Annotated in this window: 16 protein-coding genes; 12 read left to right on the top strand and 4 right to left on the bottom strand. The window is 64.4% G+C overall.

The window, feature by feature from the left end:
• Positions 1 to 21 precede the first annotated feature (21 nt).
• The 11 genes from aztC to OHD58_RS20735 all read left to right on the top strand — a co-directional run bounded on the left by aztC (position 22) and on the right by OHD58_RS20735 (position 14311).
• Complete coding sequence (gene aztC, locus OHD58_RS20785; RefSeq protein WP_412177258.1) at positions 22 to 963, top strand: zinc ABC transporter substrate-binding protein AztC; 942 nt, start codon at positions 22 to 24, stop codon at positions 961 to 963.
• 297 nt (positions 964 to 1260) lie between these two features.
• Positions 1261 to 2460 carry a zinc metallochaperone AztD gene (gene aztD, locus OHD58_RS20780; RefSeq protein WP_263805323.1) on the top strand — a complete coding sequence of 400 codons (1200 nt, stop codon included), beginning with the start codon at positions 1261 to 1263 and terminating at the stop codon, positions 2458 to 2460.
• Between the two features lie 342 nt (positions 2461 to 2802).
• A complete protein-coding gene (pcaD, locus tag OHD58_RS20775) occupies positions 2803 to 3597 on the top strand; it encodes a 3-oxoadipate enol-lactonase (RefSeq protein WP_263805321.1) in 795 nt (264 codons plus the stop codon).
• A 47-nt stretch (positions 3598 to 3644) separates the two neighbouring features.
• A complete protein-coding gene (locus tag OHD58_RS20770) occupies positions 3645 to 5732 on the top strand; it encodes a 3-hydroxyacyl-CoA dehydrogenase NAD-binding domain-containing protein (protein WP_263805320.1) in 2088 nt (695 codons plus the stop codon).
• Entirely contained in the window at positions 5729 to 7408 is a 1680-nt protein-coding gene (locus tag OHD58_RS20765) for an AMP-binding protein (protein ID WP_263805319.1), read from the top strand. The genes OHD58_RS20770 and OHD58_RS20765 overlap by 4 nt, the downstream gene beginning before the upstream one ends.
• 20 nt (positions 7409 to 7428) lie before the next feature.
• Positions 7429 to 8613, top strand: coding sequence for an acetyl-CoA C-acyltransferase (locus OHD58_RS20760; RefSeq protein ID WP_263805318.1), 1185 nt, complete (start codon positions 7429 to 7431; stop codon positions 8611 to 8613).
• A gap of 172 nt (positions 8614 to 8785) precedes the next feature.
• The gene (pimC, locus tag OHD58_RS20755) at positions 8786 to 9988 is read left to right on the top strand and encodes a pimeloyl-CoA dehydrogenase large subunit (RefSeq protein ID WP_263805316.1); all 1203 of its coding nucleotides are present in this window, start codon (positions 8786 to 8788) and stop codon (positions 9986 to 9988) included.
• 171 nt (positions 9989 to 10159) lie between these two features.
• A complete protein-coding gene (locus OHD58_RS20750; protein ID WP_263805314.1) occupies positions 10160 to 11308 on the top strand; it encodes an acyl-CoA dehydrogenase family protein in 1149 nt (382 codons plus the stop codon).
• Between the two features lie 568 nt (positions 11309 to 11876).
• Positions 11877 to 12779 (top strand): hypothetical protein, encoded by a 903-nt coding sequence (locus OHD58_RS20745; protein ID WP_263805313.1) that lies wholly within the window; start codon positions 11877 to 11879, stop codon positions 12777 to 12779.
• A gap of 265 nt (positions 12780 to 13044) precedes the next feature.
• Positions 13045 to 13941: an MBL fold metallo-hydrolase gene (locus tag OHD58_RS20740; protein ID WP_263805311.1), complete on the top strand. Its 897-nt coding sequence runs from the start codon at positions 13045 to 13047 to the stop codon at positions 13939 to 13941.
• 31 nt (positions 13942 to 13972) lie between these two features.
• Entirely contained in the window at positions 13973 to 14311 is a 339-nt protein-coding gene (locus OHD58_RS20735; protein ID WP_263805309.1) for a TIGR01244 family sulfur transferase, read from the top strand.
• A 9-nt stretch (positions 14312 to 14320) separates the two neighbouring features.
• On the opposite strand, the gene OHD58_RS20730 is transcribed toward OHD58_RS20735, so the two are convergent.
• The 4 genes from OHD58_RS20730 to OHD58_RS20715 all read right to left on the bottom strand — a co-directional run bounded on the left by OHD58_RS20730 (position 14321) and on the right by OHD58_RS20715 (position 17943).
• Positions 14321 to 15643, bottom strand: coding sequence for a TRAP transporter large permease (locus OHD58_RS20730; protein ID WP_263805307.1), 1323 nt, complete (start codon positions 15641 to 15643; stop codon positions 14321 to 14323).
• Complete coding sequence (locus tag OHD58_RS20725; protein WP_263805305.1) at positions 15640 to 16176, bottom strand: TRAP transporter small permease; 537 nt, start codon at positions 16174 to 16176, stop codon at positions 15640 to 15642. The genes OHD58_RS20730 and OHD58_RS20725 overlap by 4 nt, the downstream gene beginning before the upstream one ends.
• Positions 16177 to 16294: 118 nt before the next feature.
• Entirely contained in the window at positions 16295 to 17344 is a 1050-nt protein-coding gene (locus OHD58_RS20720; protein WP_263805304.1) for a TRAP transporter substrate-binding protein, read from the bottom strand.
• Positions 17345 to 17475: 131 nt separating this feature from the next.
• Complete coding sequence (locus tag OHD58_RS20715) at positions 17476 to 17943, bottom strand: Lrp/AsnC family transcriptional regulator (RefSeq protein ID WP_263805302.1); 468 nt, start codon at positions 17941 to 17943, stop codon at positions 17476 to 17478.
• 123 nt (positions 17944 to 18066) lie between these two features.
• Here OHD58_RS20715 and hppD point away from each other — a divergent pair, with 123 nt between their 5' ends.
• Positions 18067 to 19179 (top strand): 4-hydroxyphenylpyruvate dioxygenase, encoded by a 1113-nt coding sequence (hppD, locus tag OHD58_RS20710; protein WP_263805301.1) that lies wholly within the window; start codon positions 18067 to 18069, stop codon positions 19177 to 19179.
• Positions 19180 to 19190 lie beyond the last annotated feature (11 nt).

Raw genomic sequence — 19190 nt, 5'->3', positions numbered from 1 at the left:
TCCAGCCAGGAGATTTTGTCCATGAACAGGAAATTCCGCATCGCCGCATTACTCGGTGCCGCAACCTTGATGTCCGCTACAGCCCTCCCCGCCTCGGCCGCCGAGCTCAAAGTCGTCGCCAGCTTCTCGATCATCGGCGACTTCGCCCAAAATGTCGGCGGCGACCGCATCGAACTCACCACGCTGGTCGGCCCCGACGGCGACGCGCATGTCTACGAGCCGAAGCCCGCCGACGCTGTCGCCATGGCCGGCGCCGATGTCGTGCTGGTCAACGGCCTGCAGTTCGAGGGCTTCCTGCAGCGCCTGGTCGACGCCAGCGCCACCAAGGCTTCCATCGTCGAGCTGGCGAAAGGCGTCGAGACGATCAAGATGCAGGAGGAACATCACGAGGGCGAGGAAGAGGCCTCCGAAGAGGCCCACCATCACCATGGCGACATCGACCCCCATGCCTTCCAGTCGGTCCCCAACGCCGAGATCTATGTGAAGAACATCGCCGATGCCTTCTGCGCCGCCGATGCCGGCGGCTGCCAGACCTATCAGGCCAACGCCATGGCCTACACGGCAAAGCTCAAGGCGCTGGACGAGGAGGTCAAGGCGGCGGTCGCGTCGATCCCGGCCGACAAGCGCACCATCATCACCTCGCATGACGCCTTCGGCTATTTCGCCCACCAGTACGGCGTCGCCTTCCTGGCGCCGGAAGGCATTTCCACCGAGGCGGAAGCGTCGGCCGCCGACGTCGCCGCGCTGATCCGGCAGGTCAGGGACGACAAGGCCTCGGCGATCTTCGTCGAGAACGTCACCAATCCGCGCCTCGTCGAGCAGATCGCCGCCGAGACCGGTCTCAAGGTCGGCGGCACCCTGTTCTCCGACGCTCTCTCGGACGAAAGCGGCCCGGCGTCGACCTATATCGACATGATGCGCAGCAACATCGCAACGATCCGCGGCGCCATCCTCGGCAGCTAGGCGCGAGCCCTGGGGAAGGGGCGAAACGGCGGAAATCCCGTTCAATCGCACTTGAAATAGCTCCTCTCCGGTTTGCTTCGCAAACACCTCTCGCCCGCTTTGAGGGGGCGAGGAACCAAGGCTGGAGTGGCGTCGACATCTCGGCAGCGGTTCCTCGCCCCCCTGAAATGGGGGAGAGGTGCCGAGCGCAGCGAGGCGGAGAGGGGACATAGGCAATTGCCCTCAGGGAACGGCGCCGGACTCCGCCTTTTCTTTACTCACTACTTGTTACGTAATAACATTACAAAGGAGAAAAACATGCTTCTATCCAGAACCGCTCCGGCGCTCGCGCTTGTCATCGCCTGTGCCGCATCCCCCTCACGCGCCGACGAAAGATCCGCACGGCGGCTGTTCGTCTCCGACCATGCAGCGCCGGTCGTCAGCGCCATGGACGCCGCGACCGGCGAAAAGCTCGGCAGCTTCGACCTGAAGAGCCCGGCCGGTCTCTACACCAGCGACAGCGGCCGGACGGTCTTCGCCGTGCAGCGCGACGGCAATGTCGTCTCGGCGATCTCCACCGGCATTTCGGTCGACGATCACGGCGACCACGGCGACATCGAGGTGGAAGCGCCGAAACTGCTCGACGCCGATGTCACGGGCAAGAAGCCGGTGCATTTCGTCGATCATCACGGCGAGATCGCGCTGTTCTTCGACGACGAAGGCATCGCCCGCATCGTCTCGGAAAAAGCCGTGCTGGACGGCCGGCCTTCCGCGCGGGAAATCAGGACCGCTTCGCCGCATCACGGCGTCGCCATCGCCTTCGGCAGCCACACGCTGATGACCGAGCCGCACCCCGAAAAGCCGGTGGAAGAGCTGCCGGTCGGCATCAACGTGCTCGACAGTTCCGGCGCCAGGGTCGGCGACCTGCATGAATGTCCGGACCTGCACGGTGAAGCCACCTCCGGCAACATCACCGCAATTGCCTGCGCCAAGGGACTGCTGATCGCCAAGTCAGACAAGAATAGCCCCCGGATCGATTTCCTCGCCTATCCGGACAGCCTGCCGGAAGGCAAATCGACCACGCTCGCCGGTGGACGCGGCCTGCAATATTTCCTCGGCAATTTCGGCCCGAGCGCCGTCGTACTGATCGATCCCGAAGCGGAAGACGCCTTTCGCCTGATCGAACTGCCGGCACGCCGCGTGCATTTCGCCGTCGATCCGGTGCGGCCGAAATTCGCCTATGTCTTCACCGAAGACGGCAGGCTGCACCAGGTCGACGTGCTTGCGGGCACGATCGCGCAATCGCTTTCCCTGACGGAGCCCTACAGCATGGACGGCCACTGGAGCGATCCGCGCCCGCGCATCGCGGTTGGCGGCGACTCCATCTTCGTCACCGACCCGCTGAAGAGCACGATCCACGTCGTCGACGCGGCAAGCTTCGCCAAGGCCCGCGACATCCCGGTAGACGGCAAGCCGTTCAACATCGTCGCCGTCGGCGGTTCCGGCGAAACGCATTAAGCGATTCCGGACCGGTTCTGCCTGGGGCTACCGCTTCCGGAGACGCTAAGGGATTTCTGCTGCATACCCCCACCCTTAACCCCTCCCCTCAAGGGGGATGGGACGAACTCGCTGCTGTCTGACGCAGCGGTATCAAAAGTTCCCCTCCCCCTTGAGGGGGAGGGGTTAGGGGTGGGGGTTCTTCCATATCCGATTGCCAACCTGCCGCTCGGTCCCCCAGCAATCAGGTGAAGCGACTCCATCTCCGAACCTGCCACCGCGCGAAAACCCTCCCAACCCGATTGACCCCGCTTCCGCTTTGCAACATACTCGGTAGTATGTTTCTCTGAAGGGAGGTTCGGATTGGCGTTTTCACGCGTAAACGGCGTTGTCCTGCATCACGAACTTCGCGGCGTGGCCGAGAGGCCGGTGCTGGTGTTCGCCAATTCGCTCGGCACCGATTTCCGCATCTGGAACGATGTCGTCGCCCGTCTCGGCGACCGCTATCGCGTGCTTTTATACGACAAGCGCGGCCACGGACTTTCCGAAGCGACGCCGGCGCCGTACGGGATGGCCGATCACGTCAATGATCTCGCCGCGCTGCTCGACCATCACGGTATCGAGAAGGCGGCCGTTGTCGGGCTTTCCGTCGGCGGCATGATCGCCCAGGGCCTGGCCGCGCTGCGGCCCGATCTGGTCGCGGCACTCGTGCTTTGCGACACCGCGCACAGAATTGGCACCGAGGAGTTCTGGAACGCGCGCATCAATGCGGTGCTGGAAAACGGCATCGAAGCCATTTCCGACGGCATCCTGCAGCGCTGGTTCACCCCCGCCTACCGTTCGCCCGACAATGCGGACTACATCGGCTACCGGAACATGCTCGTCCGCTCGCCGGTCGAAGGTTATGCCGGCACCTGCGCGGCGCTGCGCGGTGCCGATCTCACCGAATCCACCCGCGCGCTGAAGATCCCGGTCCTCTGCATCGTCGGCGACCAGGACGGCTCGACGCCGCCCGACCTCGTCCGCTCGGCGGCCGACCTGATCTCCGGCGCCGAATTCCGCATCATCGCCGACGCCGGGCATATACCGTGCGTCGAACAGCCCGCCGCGGTCGCCGATCTGATGGCCGCGTTCCTCAAAAGCGCTAGATACGTTTGAATTGAACAGGCGGTCGGTGGGAACACACGACGCCTGAAGGAGTTGCCATGACGAAATCCGTGACCACCACCCGCAATGGCGATGTCGCCGTCATCACCATCGACAACCCGCCGGTCAACGCGTTGAGCTTCCATGTGCGCGAACCGCTGATGGAGGCGTTCGAGGCATTGCGTGACGATGCGTCGGTCGCGGCTATCGTGCTCGCCTGCGCCGGCCGCACCTTCGTCGCCGGCGCCGACATCACCGAGTTCGGCAAGCCGATGCAGCAGCCGGACCTGCGCGCTCTCATCGCCACGCTCGAGAAGATCGAGAAGCCGACGGTCGCGGCAATCCACGGCACCGCGCTCGGCGGCGGGCTCGAACTGGCGCTTGGCTGCCATTTCCGCGTTGCCGACAAGGCGGCCAGGCTCGGCCTGCCGGAAGTCAAGCTCGGCCTCCTGCCCGGCGCCGGCGGCACCATCCGCCTGCCCTACCTGCTCGGCCCGCAGAAAGCCTTGAAGATCATCGTTTCCGGCACGCCGATCGGAGTTGCGGAAGCACTTGACGGCGGCCTGGTCGATGCGATCGCCGACGGCGAACTGGTCGCCGCGGCGATCGAATTCGCGCGTGCCAGGGCCGCCGAGGGCAAAAAATTCCCCGCCGTGCGCGACCGTCGCGACAAGGTCGAACAGGCCGACCTCGCCGCCTTCGACAAGGACGCCGCCGAACTCGCCAAGAAGGCGCGTGGCCTGGAAGCCCCGGTCGCCTGCGCACAGTCGGTCCGCAACGCCATCACGCTCACCTTCGACGAAGCGCTGGCCAAGGAGCGCGAATATTTCGTCAAGCTCGTCTCCGGCGACCAGTCGCGGGCACAGCGCCATCTGTTCTTCGCCGAGCGCGAAGCCGCGAAAGTGCCGGGCGTCGGCAAGGACGTCGCGCCGCGCGAAATCCGCCGCGCCGGCGTCATCGGCGCCGGTACCATGGGCGGCGGCATCGCCATGTCGTTCGTCAATGGCGGCATCCCGGTAACCCTGCTGGAAATGAACTCGGAGGCGCTCGACCGGGGCCTTGCCACCATCGAGAAGAACTATGCCATTTCCGTCTCGCGCGGCTCGCTCAGCGAGGAAGCAAAGGCCAGGCGCATGGCGCTGTTCACACGCTCGACCGACTACGCCGACCTTGCCGATTGCGACATCGTCATCGAGGCGGTGTTCGAGGAGATGGCGGTGAAGAAGGAGGTCTTCGGCAAGCTCGACAAGGTGGCGAAACCCGGCGCCATCCTCGCCACCAACACTTCCTACCTCGATGTCGACGAGATCGCCACGTCGACCGGCCGCCCCCAGGATGTCGTCGGCACGCATTTCTTCTCGCCGGCCAATGTCATGAAACTCCTGGAGATCGTGCGCGGCAAAAAGACCGCGCCCGACGTTCTCGCCACCCTGCTTTCCCTCGCCAAGAAGATCGGCAAGGTCCCGGTGGTCGTCGGCGTCTGCCACGGCTTCGTCGGCAACCGCATGCTTGCCTCGCGTTCGGAGGAATCGGAAAGCCTGCTGCTCGAAGGCGCCACGCCGAGCCAGGTCGACAAGGTGTTCGCTGATTTCGGCTGGCCGATGGGACCGTTCCAGATGTACGATCTCGCCGGCCTCGACATCGGCTGGCGCAACCGCAAATCACTCGGCAAGACCGCCATCATCGCCGATCCGCTCTGCGAGCAGGGCCGTTTCGGCCAGAAGACCGGCAAGGGGTTCTATCTTTATGAAAACGGTTCGCGCACGCCGACACCCGACCCCGAAGTCGAAAAGCTGATCGACGACAAGGCGCGCGAGCGCGGCATCAACCGCCGCACCATCTCGGCCGAGGAGATCGCCGAGCGCACGCTCTACCCGATGATCAACGAAGGCGCGAAGATCCTCGAGGAAGGCATTGCGGCGCGCGCTTCCGACGTCGACATCGTCTGGACCAACGGCTACGGCTTCCCAATCGGCAAGGGCGGCCCGATGTTCTTTGCTGAACTGGAAGGCATCGGCAAGATCGTCGAACGTCTCGAATACTGGCATGGCCGCACCGGCAAGGACATCTTCAAGCCGTCGGCCCTCCTGAAGAAACTCGCCGCGTCCGGCGGCTCCTTCTCGGACCCCAAGGAGGCGGCCGCGTGACAAGGTTGCCGCCGGGCCCCTGGCCCTGGGCGAAATCCTATCCTGCGGGCCTGTCGCCCGAAACCGGCCTCGACGCGTGGCCGGTGCCGTCGCTGATCGACCGTGCCGCCGAACGCTTCGGCGCCAAGGACGCGATCGTCTTTCGCGAGGCGGCGGTGAGCTATGACGGCCTCAAGCGACAGGTGGACGCGGCCGCCGCCGCGTTCCAGCGCGCCGGCATCGGCCCCGGCGCGCGCGTCGCGCTCTACCTGCCCAACACGCTCTACCACCCGTTCGCCTTCTTCGGCGCCCTGAAGGCCGGCGCCACCGTGGTGCATCTGTCGCCGCTCGACGGGGACCGCGTACTGCGCCACAAGCTCGCCGACAGCGGCGCGCGTATCATCGTCACAACCAATATCGGCGACATGGCGCTGAAAGCCGTGGAACTCTTGGCCGCCGGCGCCGCCGACCGCATCGTCGTCGGCGACGACGCAGCTTTCGGTCCCTCGCCGCTCGCCGGCCTGCTGCCGCAAGGCGCCGGCATCCTGCTCTGGTCCAATTTTATAGGTAAGGGCAGCCCCGCCACATCGTCCACCCCCGTCGGCCTCGACGACCTCGCGCTGCTGCAATACACCGGCGGAACCACCGGCCTGCCGAAAGCCGCCATGCTGTCGCACCGCAACCTTTCCGCCGCCGTCTCCAGCTACGATCTGTGGTTCACCGCGCAGCGGCTCTCCATTCCGGCCAATGACCGCATCCTCCTGGTGCTGCCGCTGTTCCATATCTACGCGCTGACCACGGTCCTGCTGCGCGGCCTCAACAACGGCCAGACACTGGTGATGCATACCCGCTTCGACGCGGAAGCGGCGCTTCGTGAAATCGAGCGCGGCGTCACCAGTTTCCCCGGCGTGCCGACCATGTGGATCGCGGTCTCGTCCGTTCCCGGCTTCGAGAAGCGCGATTTCTCCAGCCTGCGCTACTGCGCCTCGGGCGGCGCGCCCCTGCCGGTCGAGATCGCCCGCAAGCTGAAGGCGGCTACGGGCCACGACATCCTCGGCGGCTGGGGCATGACCGAGACGGCGCCCGCCGGCACCAACATCCCCAAGGCCAGGCCCGACAAGGTCGGCACCATCGGCGTCCCCCTGCCCGGCATCTATGTCGACGTCGTCGCGCTCGCCGACCCCGGCCGGATTCTCGGCCCCAACGAAATCGGCGAATTGCGCATCTTCGGCCGAAATGTCATGTCCGCTTACCTCAACCGGCCCGACGAAACGCGAGCGGCGTTCAGCGAAGGCGGCTTCCTGACCGGCGACATCGGCTTCATGGACGACGAAGGCTTCTTCACCATCGTCGACCGCAAGAAGGACCTGATCATTTCCGGCGGCTACAACGTCTATCCGCAACTGATCGAGCAGGCGATCTACGAGCATCCCGACATCGAGGAGGTGCTGGTCATCGGCATCGCCGACGGCTACCGGGGCGAGGCCGCGAAAGCCTTTGTCAAGCTGCGCAACGGCGCAGCCACGCTCACGCTCGAAGCCCTGCGCGACTTCCTCAAGGGCCGCGTCGGCCCGCATGAACTGCCGAAGGCGCTGGAGATCCGCGCCAGCCTGCCGCGCACGCCGGTCGGCAAACTGTCCAAACTCGAATTGAAGCAGGAAGAGGCGGCGCGGCAGCTCGCCGCCAAGGCCTCGTAAGCAGATCCCAGGAGAAGAAAATGGTCGACGCCGTCATCGTATCCACCGCCCGCACGCCGATCGGCAAGGCCTATCGCGGCGCCCTCAACGACACCACCGGCGCCACGCTCGGGGCACACGCCATCCGGGCGGCACTCGAGCGTGCAAAGATAGACGGCGCCGAGGTCGAGGACGTCGTCATGGGCTGCGCCATGCAGGAGGGCACCACCGGCCTCAACGTCGCGCGCCGGGCGCTGCTCGCGGCCGGCCTGCCGGTCACCACGGCCGGCACCACGATCGACCGCCAGTGCTCGTCCGGCCTGCAGTCGATGGCGGTGCTCGCCAATGCCATCCGCAACGACGGCGTGCCGGTCGGCATCGCCGGCGGGCTGGAATCGATCAGTCTCGTCCAGAACGACCACCGCAACCTGTTCCGCATCAAGGACGACCTGCTCCTCAGCATCAAGCCCGAAACCCTGATGCCGATGATCGACACCGCCGAAGTGGTCGCCAAGCGCTACGGCATCTCGCGCGAGCGCCAGGACGAATATGCGCTGGAAAGCCAGCGTCGTGTCGCCGCCGCCCGCGAGGCCGGCCGTTTCGCCGCCGAGATCGTGCCGGTCAAGGCGACGATGGCCGTCGTCGACAAGGAGACCAAGGAGGTTTCCCACAAGGCGGTCGAGCTCGTCCATGACGAGGGCCCGCGCGCCGACACCACGGCCGAGGGCCTCGCCGCGCTGAAACCCGTGCGCGGCGAAGGCTTCTGCATCACCGCCGGCAATGCCAGCCAGCTCTCCGACGGCGCTTCGGCTGCTGTCATGATGAGCGACAAGGAGGCGTCGCGGCGCGGCCTCGCCCCGCTCGGGACCTTGCGCGGCTTCGCCGTCGCCGGCTGCGAGCCCGACGAGATGGGCATCGGCCCGGTCTTTGCGGTGCCGCGCCTGCTCGAGCGCCACGGCCTGAAAGTCGACGACATCGGCCTGTGGGAGCTCAACGAAGCCTTCGCCGTGCAGGTCATCTACTGCCGCGACCGGCTCGGCATCGACCCCGCAAAACTCAACGTCGACGGCGGCGCCATCGCTGTCGGCCACCCCTACGGCATGAGCGGCTCGCGGCTGGCCGGCCACGCGCTGATCGAAGGCAAGCGGCGCGGCGTCAAATACGCCGTCGTCACCATGTGCATCGGCGGCGGCATGGGCGCGGCCGGGCTGTTCGAGATCAACTAGATGCAGATGCCCCCTCCACCATGCTTCGCATGGTCCCCCTCCCCCGCTTCGCAGAGGAGGATCCGCGGCGGCGAAGCTCGCGCGACCTGGATCCTTCCCCGTTCACGGGGGAGGGGGACCGCCGGAGGCGGTGGAGGGGGCGCTGCGGGCGCCGGCATCTGAGGAGAGAAAAATGGACCTGCGTTTCACGCCCGAGGAAAACGCCTTCCGCGAGGAGGTGCGCGCCTTCTTCCGCGACCACCTTCCCACTGAGACCCGCCGCAAGCTTGTCGACGGCGAGCACATGGACAAGGACGATCTCGTCCAGTGGACGCGCACGCTCAACGAAAAAGGCTGGGCGGTCGCCCATTGGCCCAAGGAACATGGCGGCACCGGCTGGGACCCGATGCGGCAGTACATCTTCCTGGAAGAATTGCAGAAATTCCCGGCGCCGCAGCCGCTGCCCTTCGGCGTCAACATGGTCGGCCCGGTCATCTACACCTTCGGCAGCGAAGCGCAGAAGAAGCACTATCTGCCGCGCATCGCCAATCTCGACGACTGGTGGTGCCAGGGCTTTTCCGAGCCCGGCGCCGGTTCAGACCTTGCCTCGCTGAAGACCCGCGCGGTGCGCGAAGGCGATCATTACATCGTCAACGGCCAGAAGACCTGGACGACGCTCGCGCAATATGCCGACTGGATCTTCTGCCTCGTGCGCACCGATACGGAGGTCAAGAAGCAACAGGGCATCTCTTTCCTGCTGATCGACATGAAGACGCCCGGCATCGAGGTTCGCCCGATCGTCACGATCGACGGCGGCCGCGAGATCAACGAGGTCTTCCTGACCGACGTGAAGGTGCCGGTGGAAAACCTCGTCGGCGAGGAAAACAAGGGCTGGGACTACGCCAAATTCCTGCTCGGCAACGAGCGCGTCAACATTGCCCGCGTCGGCATGTCGAAACAGCGCATCGCCCGCATCCGCGAACTCGCCGCCACGGAATTTTCAGGCGGCCGGCCGCTGCTCGAAGATCCGCGTTTCCGCGAGCGGCTGGCTTCGGTGGAGATCGACCTGAAGGCGCTGGAACTGACCCAGCTTCGCGTCGTCGCCGCCGACGCCAAGCGCGGCAACACCGGCAAGCCGGACCCGGCTTCCTCCTATCTGAAGATCAAGGGATCGGAGATCCAGCAGGCGACCACGCACCTTCTGATGGAGGTGATGGGACCGCACGCCATGCCATACCATAGCGACCCGGATGATGGCTCCAACGAACCGCCGATCGAACCGGCCCATGCCGCCTCGGCCGCGCCAGGCTATTTCAACTTCCGCAAGGTGTCGATCTACGGCGGTTCCAACGAGATCCAGAAGAACATCATCGCCAAGGCGGTTCTGGGGCTGTGAGCACGATCATCAGCGTTGGCGCTGCCCCTCACCCTTACCCTCTCCCCGTAAGGACGGGGAGAGGGAGGTCGTCGACGCCGAAGCTGCTCATCCTCTCCCCGTTTTTACGGGGAGAGGATGCCGGCAGGCAGGTGAGGGGCAGCGTGATCATCGAAGTGCGAGGGAGTGTAAATGGACTTTGATCTCACCGAAGAACAGTCGATCCTGAAGGACTCGCTCGAACGGCTGCTGGCCGACAAATACGGTTTCGAGGAGCGCAAGCGCCACATGGCCGCGCCGGAAGGCTGGAGCTCCGACATGTGGAGCCACTATGCCGAGATGGGGCTGATGGCCCTGCCCTTCTCCGAGGAGGACGGCGGCATCGGCGGCGGACCGGTCGAAACGATGATCGTCATGGAAGCGCTCGGCAAGGCACTGGCATTGGAGCCTTATTTCCCGACGGTCGTGCTCGGCGGCGGCTTTCTCCGGCTCGGCGGCAGCGCCGAACAGAAGGCCCAACTCATCCCGCAGGCGGCCGACGGTTCGCTCAAGCTTGCCTTCGCCCAGGTCGAACGCAACTCCCGCTACGATCTCCACCACGTCGAGACCACGGCCAGGAAAGACGGCGGCGACTTTGTCGTCACCGGCGCCAAGAACGTCGTGCTCGGCGGCGACAGCGCCGGCAAGCTTTTCGTCACGGCCCGCACCGCGGGCGGTCCTCGCGACGAGAACGGCATCGGCGTCTTCCTGGTCGACGCGGATGCGGCCGGTGTCAGCCGCAGGGGTTACGTCACGCAGGACGGCCAGCGCGCCGCCGAAATCTCCTTCGATAATGTGCGCGTGCCGGCGAGTGCGGCATTCGGCGACCCGGAAAACGCCCTGCCCTTGGTGCGCCGCGTGGTCGACCAGGCAATCGCCGCACTTGCGGCGGAATCGGTCGGCGTCATGTCCGCCATGAACGCGCTCACCGTGGATTACCTGAAGGTGAGAAAACAGTTCGGCGTGCCGATCGGCGCTTTCCAGGTGCTCCAGCACAAGGCGGTCGACATGTATGTCGCGCTCGAACAGGCTCGCTCGATCACGCTTTACGCCACCATGATGGCCGACAGCGACGACGATGCCGAGCGGGCGCGGGCCGCGCATGCGGCCAAGACCGAGATCGGCCGCGGCGGCCGCCTGGTCGGCGAACACGCGATCCAGCTCCACGGCGGCGTCGGCATGACCATGGAATATGCGGTCGGCCACTACTTCAAGCGCATGACCATGATCGACCTCACCTTCGGCGACCATGATTATCACCTGCGCGCGCTGGCGGAAGCCGGCGGGCTGATGGCGGCTTAGGCGGCGCAGAACGTCCGCACCTCCCTTCTCCCCTTGTGGGGTGAGGAGCGGCGGCCGAAGGCCGAGAAAAAGCCAACGATTTGGCTTTTTCAGCGACGAACGCCCGGAGCCTTAGCGGAGGGCCGGGTGGCCGAGCCTAGCGAAGCGACGGCGAGGACAGATGAGGGATGCTGGACGGAGCGGGGCAATGCAAAAACCGGCGCGCCGATGGTGCCGGTAACTCGAGATATCGCACGCCACGCAACACCCCCTCTCCGTCTCGGCTTCGCCTCGCCACCTCTCCCCGCAAGCGGGGCGAGGAACTGCTCCCGCGATGTCGACGCTTCTCCCGCTTGGGTGCAGCGTTTCTCCAAGCTTGAGTGCAGCGCTTCTCCAGCCTGGGTTCCTCGCCCCCACGAATGTGGGGGAGAGGTGTCGAGCGCAGCGAGACGGAGAGGGGGCACATCTTCTCAGCCTGCACGTCGCTGCGCCCACTTTGTCACCATCTGTCAGCAATCTTTCCCGTCCCTTTATCCACCCCCTCCAGCCGCCCCGCATAATCCTTTCCATCAGCTTGGAAGGAACGGCGATGGACTGGAACCTGGCAATCGAGCGGAACACGGAGGCGCTGAAGCGCATCGTGGCCGCGCTCGTCGCCATGGCGGAACTCGGGGGACAGTTTACTTTCTTTCCGCAGAAAAGCGCGCTGCCTCAAGGTTCAGTGCTGGCGGAAAAAAGTAAACTGTCCCCGGCATCCACCCTTCCCCGCCATCTCCACACCGCCGTGCTGCGCCTGCTGCGGCCCGCCGAGGCGGCCACACGCCGGCTGATCATCGTGGCTTCGCGTGGCGTTGTCGTCCCGCCCCCTCCACCACGCTCCGCGTGGTCCCCCTCCCCCGCTTCGCAGGGGAGGATCCGCAGCGGCACCGCCTGCACCACCTGGATCCTCCCCCGTTCACGGGGGAGGGGGACCGCCGAAGGCGGTGGAGGGGGCATCGCGGAATCCTCCGCCGCCCGCCCGCTCGCCCTGCCCGTGTTCGATACGCTGCAGCGCTGGAATATCCGCCCCAGGCATCCAGTCGCAACCAGCGTGCCGCGCATCTCGGTCCCCGGCTACACCACGCCGTCTCCCATCGTGCCCCGCCGTCTGCCATCGCCCGACGACCCGGTCGACGCCACGCGGCTTGGCCGCCGGCTCGCCACGCTTGCCTCGGCCCTCGACGACCTGCCGCGCCAGGCAAAACGCTTCGCCCGCTGGCGCGCGCGCCGCGATGCGATCATCGCGCAGGAAAGAAACGGCGATGCCGCCGCGCCAACCGGAGAACCGCGCCGCAGCAAGCCGCACCGCATATGGCCGCTGCGCCCCGGCAGGCCGCCTGGCCAGCACCCGAGGCAGGGCCGGAAAAAATCCCGGCACGAGGTCCACGAAATCCTGAAAGACCTCCACGGCCTCGCCTTCGACGTGCTGGAGGAGCGCCGCGACACCTCCTGACGATATCCCTCCTCCTTGAGGGGAGGGTGGACAGCCGCCGAAGGCGGCTCGACGGGTGGGGTCGCCCTCGGCAGTGCTCGTCGCATCTTTGCTGCGGCGGGCCGACAAGTCGTGTCCAGTCGCACGACGCACCCCACCGCCTTCCGCACGACCCTCCCCTCAAGGCGGAGAGAAAGGCACCGCACCCGCCATCCCCCTTTGCCGCGGTGGCCGACAGGACTATCATGCCCCATATGACAAGCGACGTTCCCAACCGGAGCACGCCATGACGAAAACCATCCCCTTCAGCCCCGACCTTTCGGTCAAGCCCGAGGTTACCGGCTTCTTCGACGCCCAGACCAACACGATTTCCTATGTCGTGAAGGATCCCGTTTCCGACGCCTGCGCCGTGGTCGATTCGGTGATGGACATCGACTATGCCGCCGGGCGCATCACCCATGAGGGCGCCGACAGGATCATCGCCCATATCCGCGAGCATGGCCTCGAGCTCGAATGGATCATCGAAACCCATGTGCATGCCGACCACCTGTCCGCGGCCCCCTACATCCAGGACCAGCTGGGCGGCAAGCTCGGCATCGGCGAAAACATCATCATCGTGCAGGACACGTTTGGGAAGATTTTCAACGAAGGCACCGAGTTCCAGCGCGACGGCTCGCAGTTCGACCAATTGTTCGGCGACGGCGATTTTTACCAGATCGGTTTCATGACCGCGCATGTCATGCACACGCCCGGCCATACGCCGGCTTGCATGACGCATGTGATCGGCGACGCCGCCTTCATCGGCGACACGCTGTTCATGCCGGACGGTGGCTCCGCACGCGCCGATTTCCCTGGTGGCGATGCCCGCGCGCTCTACCGTTCGATCAAGCGGGTGTTGGAACTTCCCGGTCCAACGCGGCTGTTCATCTGCCACGATTACGGACCGAACGGCCGCGAGATCAAATGGGAGACCACCGTCGCCGACGAGCGCGCCCACAACATCCACGTCAAGGACGGCGTCAGCGAGGATGAGTTCGTCGAAATGCGCGAGGCGCGCGACAGGACGCTCGCCATGCCGCGCCTCATCATCCCCTCGCTCCAGTGCAATATGCGCGCCGGCCAGTTGCCGCCGAAGGACGAGGATGGCAAGACGTTCCTCAAAGTACCGGTCAACACGCTCTGACCGGCAAGCCCGCGAAAAGAAGGACCACAGAATGGAATTTCGTCAGATCGACAACGACTATGCGGTTTCGAAACAGATCACCGTCGATCAGGTGGCGGAAATAAAGGCGGCGGGATTCAAGAGCGTCATCTGCAACCGGCCGGACGGCGAGGATCCGGGCCAGCCGACGGTCGCCGAGATCAAGGCGGCGGTCGAGGCGGCCGGCATGAAGTTCCGTCATGTCCCGGTCAACAGCGGCCAGCCGATCACCCCGGACGACGCCGAGCGCATGCACCAGGCGCTCGGCGAAGTCGAAGGGCCGGTGTTCGCTTATTGCCGCTCCGGAACCCGTTCGGCAAACATTTACGGGCCGGCGAAATCTCTCGACTGACGAACCGGCTCAGTAAAGCCAGCGCACCATGAACAGCGAGATGACCGGAAACGCGGTCAGGACGATGGTGCGGATGATATCGCTGATCACGAAGGGCACGACGCCGCGATAGGTCTGGATGATCGGCGTCGAGCGGTCCATCGAGTTGATGACGAAAAGGTTCATGCCGACCGGCGGTGTGATCAGCCCGACCTCGACGACGATCAGCACCAGGATGCCGAACCAGATCGAGAACTCCTCCGGGCTGAGCCCGTAATCCAGCGTGATGACGATCGGATAGAAGATCGGGATGGTCAGCAAGATCATCGACAGCGAATCCATCACGCAGCCGAGCAGGAGGTAGAGAATCAGGATCGCCACCATGACGATCCACGGGTTGAAGCCCTGGCCGGAAATATAGGCGGCGGCTTCCTGTGGCAGTTGCGACAGCGCCAGGAAGGAATTGTAGAAGGCGGCGCCGAAGACGATGAAAAAAATCATCCCCGTGGCGCTGGCTGTCGCCAGAATGGATTGAATGAACGTGCTGCGGTTCAGCCCCCCGTTGAACCAGGCGACCAGTCCCGTACCGGCGGCTCCGACGGCGGCACCTTCCGTCGGTGTGAACCAGCCGAAATAGATGCCGCCCACAACCGCCAGGAAAATAAGGACCACCGGCCAGACATCCGCGAGCGCCCGGAACCGTTCCCCGTACGGCGCGCGCGCGCTCGACCCGGCCGATTCGGGGTTGAGCCGCACGTAGATCGAGATCGCGATCATGTAGCCGATTGCCGCGAGAATACCCGGCACGAAAGCGGCGAGGAAAAGCTTGGCGATGTTCTGTTCAGCAAGGATGGCGTAGATCACCAGCACCACCGAAGGCGGGATCAGGATGCCGAGCGTACCGCCCGCGGCCAGCGTGCCGGTCGCCAGGGCGCCGGAATAGCCGTAGCGGCGCAACTCCGGCAACGCCACCTGCGCCATCGTCGCCGCCGTCGCCAGCGACGAACCGCAGATCGCGCCAAATCCGGCGCAGGCACCGATCGCCGCCATGGCGACGCCGCCGCGCCGGTGGCCGAGCCAGGTCTGCGCCGCCTTGAACAGCGACTGCGACATGCCACCCAGCGACGCGAATTGACCCATGAGCAGGAAGAGCGGGATGATCGACAGCGAATAGCTGGAGAAGGTCGAGAACGTCTCGCTCTTCAGCTTCGACAGCATCGGCACGGTGCTGCCGGTCACCAACCACATGCCGACCAGACCACAAAGCAGCATGGCAAGCCCGATCGGGATCCTGAGGAAGATCAGGGCAAGTAGGACAGGAAAGGAAGCGATGCCGATCTCGAGGTTGGTCAATGGATAACCCCTTCGGCCGGTGCCAGGATCGCTCTTCCGGTCTTGACCTCGACGACCCGGATAACCGTCAGGTAGAACGACACCACCACCGCGATCGCCGCCGCCACGAGTGCCGCCGCCAGCGGCCACCAGACCGGAAACTGCAGGATGAAGGTCGTCTCGCCGTAATTGAACTTGTCCACGGTTCCCGCATACAGACGCCAGGCGATCAGGCCGAGAACTAGCGTCATCAGGATCTCAGTCACAAGGTCGATGATCCGGTTGGCGCCCGGCGAGAGCATGTTTGTGAACAGGTCGACCGTCGCGTGCCCGCGTTTCAACTGACACCACGGCAGGAATGCGAACACGGCAAATCCGGTGCCTGCCTCCACAAGTTCGAAGTCGCCAGGCACCGGTCCGAAGCCAAAGCCGAAGGTCAGCAAGGCGCGACCGGTTATGCTGACCACCACCAGCGCGGTCAACGCCACCAGCACGATACCTCCGGCAATAGCCAAGAGACGTGCCAGACCTTCAACGATCCGCGGTAAATTCATGCCCACCCTCCCCCGATGAGACAATACAGACGTCACGCTAATTGCGGCCGCGATGCATCGCAACCGCAATTGCCAGGACAGATTGGATATCCACCCTGGCGGCCGGACGGCAGAAGATTCACTTCGCGGTGTATTTGTCGATCAGCGCGCGCGCCTCGTCGAGCAACGCCTGCCCGTCGATGTCCTTGCCTTTCATTTCGCCGACCCAGTTGTCGATCACAGGCTGGGCGGCCGTCTTCCAGGCTTCCACGTCGGCGGCGCTCAGTTCGATGATGTTGTTGCCGGCATCGACGGCGATCTGGCGGCTCGGCGCGTCGGTTCCAGCCTGCGTCTTGCCGAACAGGGCCGACACATCCTGGCCGGAGTTATCGTCGATGACCTTCTTGAGATCATCCGGCAAGGCATCATAACGCGCCTTGTTCATGGCGAGCACAAAGGTCGTCGTGTAGAGCGCATGGTCGCCGCCGAATTCGGTATGGTTCTTGACCAGTTCCGGGACCTTCAGCGAGGTGGTGACCTCCCACGGGATGACGGCGCCGTCGATAACGCCCTTGGAGAGGTTTTCGGTGATTGCCGGCACCGGCATGCCCACCGGCGTCGCGCCGAGCTGGCCGAGCAGCGCGTTGACGATGCGGGTCGGGGCGCGCAGCTTCTTGCCCTTCATGTCGTCCATCGTGGCAATCGGCTCGCGCGAGTGGATGACGCCCGGCCCATGCACCCAGGCGGCGATGACGTGGACATCCTTGAACTCGGTGTCCTTCATCTTGCTTTCGAAGATGTCCCAATAGGCGCGCGAGGTGGCTTCCGCATTGGTCATGATGAACGGCAGCTCGAACACTTCGGTCGAGGGAAAGCGGCCAGGCGTCGAGCCGGGCAGCGTCCAGACGATATCGACCGACCCGTCGATGGCCTGGTCCATCAGTTCCGGCGGCTTGCCGCCAAGCTGCATCGCCGGGTAGCGCTCGATCTTGATACGGCCGCCGGAGTCCTTCTCGACCTTGTCCGCCCATGGGTCGAGCACAAATTTCGGCACATTGGCCTGCGCCGGCAGGAATTGATGCAGCCTGAGCGTCACTTCCTGCGCAAAGGTCGTACCGGCTCCGGCCATCAGGCCGACAGCCGTCAGAGCACCGGCTAACGCCAGCGACTTCAATGAAAAGTGCTTCATGAACTTCCTCCCGTTCTTCTCCCTGAACCGGTATCCGACCCTCATCGAAATACCGGCTTCAATCTCCATCGTGCCAGCGGTTTATGTAACAATAAAGCCCTCTGACTGCTGAAATTTGTAACATTCTCCAATCAAAGCGGCAGCGATCCCGTCTCCTTCAGCGTTTCCAGCACGATTGCCGTCTTCACATGCTGCACCGATTCATGCGGCAGAAGAACACCGTTGACGAATTCGGACACGGATTTGAGGTCCGGCGTGACGACTTTGAGAATGTAATCCATCTCGCCCGTCAGCGCATGCGCCTCCTGCACCTCCGGCAGCCGCGACAACAGATCGGCGAAGCGCCGCGCATTGTCGCGATTGTGGGTGGCGAGCGTCACCGAGATCACGTTGACCAGCGAAAAGCCCAGGCGGTCGCGATCGAGAACCGCGCGGTAGCCGCGAATGAACCCCTCCTCCTCCAGTCTCTGGCGTCGGCGCGAGCATTGCGATGGCGACAGGTTGACCCGTTCAGAAAGGTCATTGTTGGTCAGCCTCCCATCCTCCTGAAGACACGCCATTATCTTGCGGTCAAACTGGTCAAACTGCGCGGTATCCATTCCTTCTCCAAGAATCTCACACGAATTATGCATGATCTGAGCATTGCAGGCAGCTCATTGCAAGCACCTTGCGCGTCTGGAGGCGTATGATTCCAGGAACAATCAGCGCCTCAGGAGGACGCCATGGGTCCCTTCCCGCACAACGCCCCGCCCACGAAAATCAGTGCCGCAAACCCGGCCGGCACCGACGGCTTCGAATTCGTCGAGTTCGCTCATTCGGAGCCGCAAAAGCTCGCCGAGCTTTTCACGCGCATGGGCTACGTGGCGGTTGCCAAGCACCGCACCAAGGCCATCACCGTGTGGCGGCAGGGCGACATCAATTATGTCGTCAATGCCGAACCCGGCTCCCACGCGATGAAGTTCGTCGACCAGCATGGCCCTTGCGCGTCGTCCATGGCGTGGCGGGCGGTCGACGCCCAACATGCTTTCGACCACGCAGTGGCGAAAGGCGCGACGCCCTACGACGGCGACGACAAGGCGCTCGACGTGCCCGCCATCGTCGGCATCGGCGGTTCGCTGCTCTATTTCGTCGAGACCTATGGCAAGAAGGGTTCGGCCTACGATGCCGAATTCGACTGGATCGGCGAGCGCGATCCGAAGCCCGCGGGCGTCGGCTTCTATTATCTCGATCACCTCACCCATAACGTCTATCGCGGCAACATGGACAAGTGGTGGGATTTCTACCGCAACCTGTTCGGTTTCAAGCAGATCCACTATTTCGACATTGACGGCCGCATCACGGGCTTGGTCAGCCGCGCCATCACCTCGCCCTGCGGCAAGATTCGCATCCCGCTCAACGAATCCAAGGACGAAACCAGCCAGATCGTCGAGTACCTGAAAAAATACAAGGGCGAGGGCATCCAGCACATCGCGGTCGGCACGGACGGCATCTACGACGCCACCGACAAGCTCGCCGCCAACGGCCTGAAATTCATGCCCGGCCCGCCGGAGACCTATTATAAGAAGAGCCACGCGCGCGTAAACGGCCATGACGAACCGGTCGAGCGTATGAAACAGCACGGCATACTGATCGACGGCGAAGGCGTGGTCGACGGCGGCATGACCAAGATCCTGTTGCAGATTTTCTCGAAAACGGTGATCGGGCCGATCTTCTTCGAGTTCATCCAGCGCAAGGGCGACGAAGGTTTCGGCGAAGGCAATTTCCGCGCGCTGTTCGAATCCATCGAGGAAGATCAGATCCGCCGCGGGGTGCTGAAGGTCGAGGCGGCGGAATAACGGGAGCGAGG

The sequence above is a fragment of the Mesorhizobium sp. ZC-5 genome (genome assembly GCF_025753855.1).
Classification (GTDB): domain Bacteria; phylum Pseudomonadota; class Alphaproteobacteria; order Rhizobiales; family Rhizobiaceae; genus Neomesorhizobium.
The sequence above is the reverse complement of the archived record's forward strand: the minus strand, read 5'-3'. Positions and strand labels throughout refer to the sequence as shown.

Excerpts from the sequence above, each read along its gene's own strand:
- aztC (WP_412177258.1), top strand. The coding sequence starts at position 22 with ATGAACAGGAAATTCCGCATCGCCGCATTACTCGGTGCCGCAACCTTG.
- aztD (WP_263805323.1), top strand. The coding sequence starts at position 1,261 with ATGCTTCTATCCAGAACCGCTCCGGCGCTCGCGCTTGTCATCGCCTGT.
- OHD58_RS20770 (WP_263805320.1), top strand. The coding sequence starts at position 3,645 with ATGACGAAATCCGTGACCACCACCCGCAATGGCGATGTCGCCGTCATC.
- OHD58_RS20760 (WP_263805318.1), top strand. The coding sequence starts at position 7,429 with ATGGTCGACGCCGTCATCGTATCCACCGCCCGCACGCCGATCGGCAAG.
- pimC (WP_263805316.1), top strand. The coding sequence starts at position 8,786 with ATGGACCTGCGTTTCACGCCCGAGGAAAACGCCTTCCGCGAGGAGGTG.
- OHD58_RS20750 (WP_263805314.1), top strand. The coding sequence starts at position 10,160 with ATGGACTTTGATCTCACCGAAGAACAGTCGATCCTGAAGGACTCGCTC.
- OHD58_RS20745 (WP_263805313.1), top strand. The coding sequence starts at position 11,877 with ATGGACTGGAACCTGGCAATCGAGCGGAACACGGAGGCGCTGAAGCGC.
- OHD58_RS20740 (WP_263805311.1), top strand. The coding sequence starts at position 13,045 with ATGACGAAAACCATCCCCTTCAGCCCCGACCTTTCGGTCAAGCCCGAG.
- OHD58_RS20735 (WP_263805309.1), top strand. The coding sequence starts at position 13,973 with ATGGAATTTCGTCAGATCGACAACGACTATGCGGTTTCGAAACAGATC.
- OHD58_RS20725 (WP_263805305.1), bottom strand. The coding sequence starts at position 16,176 with ATGAATTTACCGCGGATCGTTGAAGGTCTGGCACGTCTCTTGGCTATT.
- OHD58_RS20720 (WP_263805304.1), bottom strand. The coding sequence starts at position 17,344 with ATGAAGCACTTTTCATTGAAGTCGCTGGCGTTAGCCGGTGCTCTGACG.
- OHD58_RS20715 (WP_263805302.1), bottom strand. The coding sequence starts at position 17,943 with ATGGATACCGCGCAGTTTGACCAGTTTGACCGCAAGATAATGGCGTGT.
- hppD (WP_263805301.1), top strand. The coding sequence starts at position 18,067 with ATGGGTCCCTTCCCGCACAACGCCCCGCCCACGAAAATCAGTGCCGCA.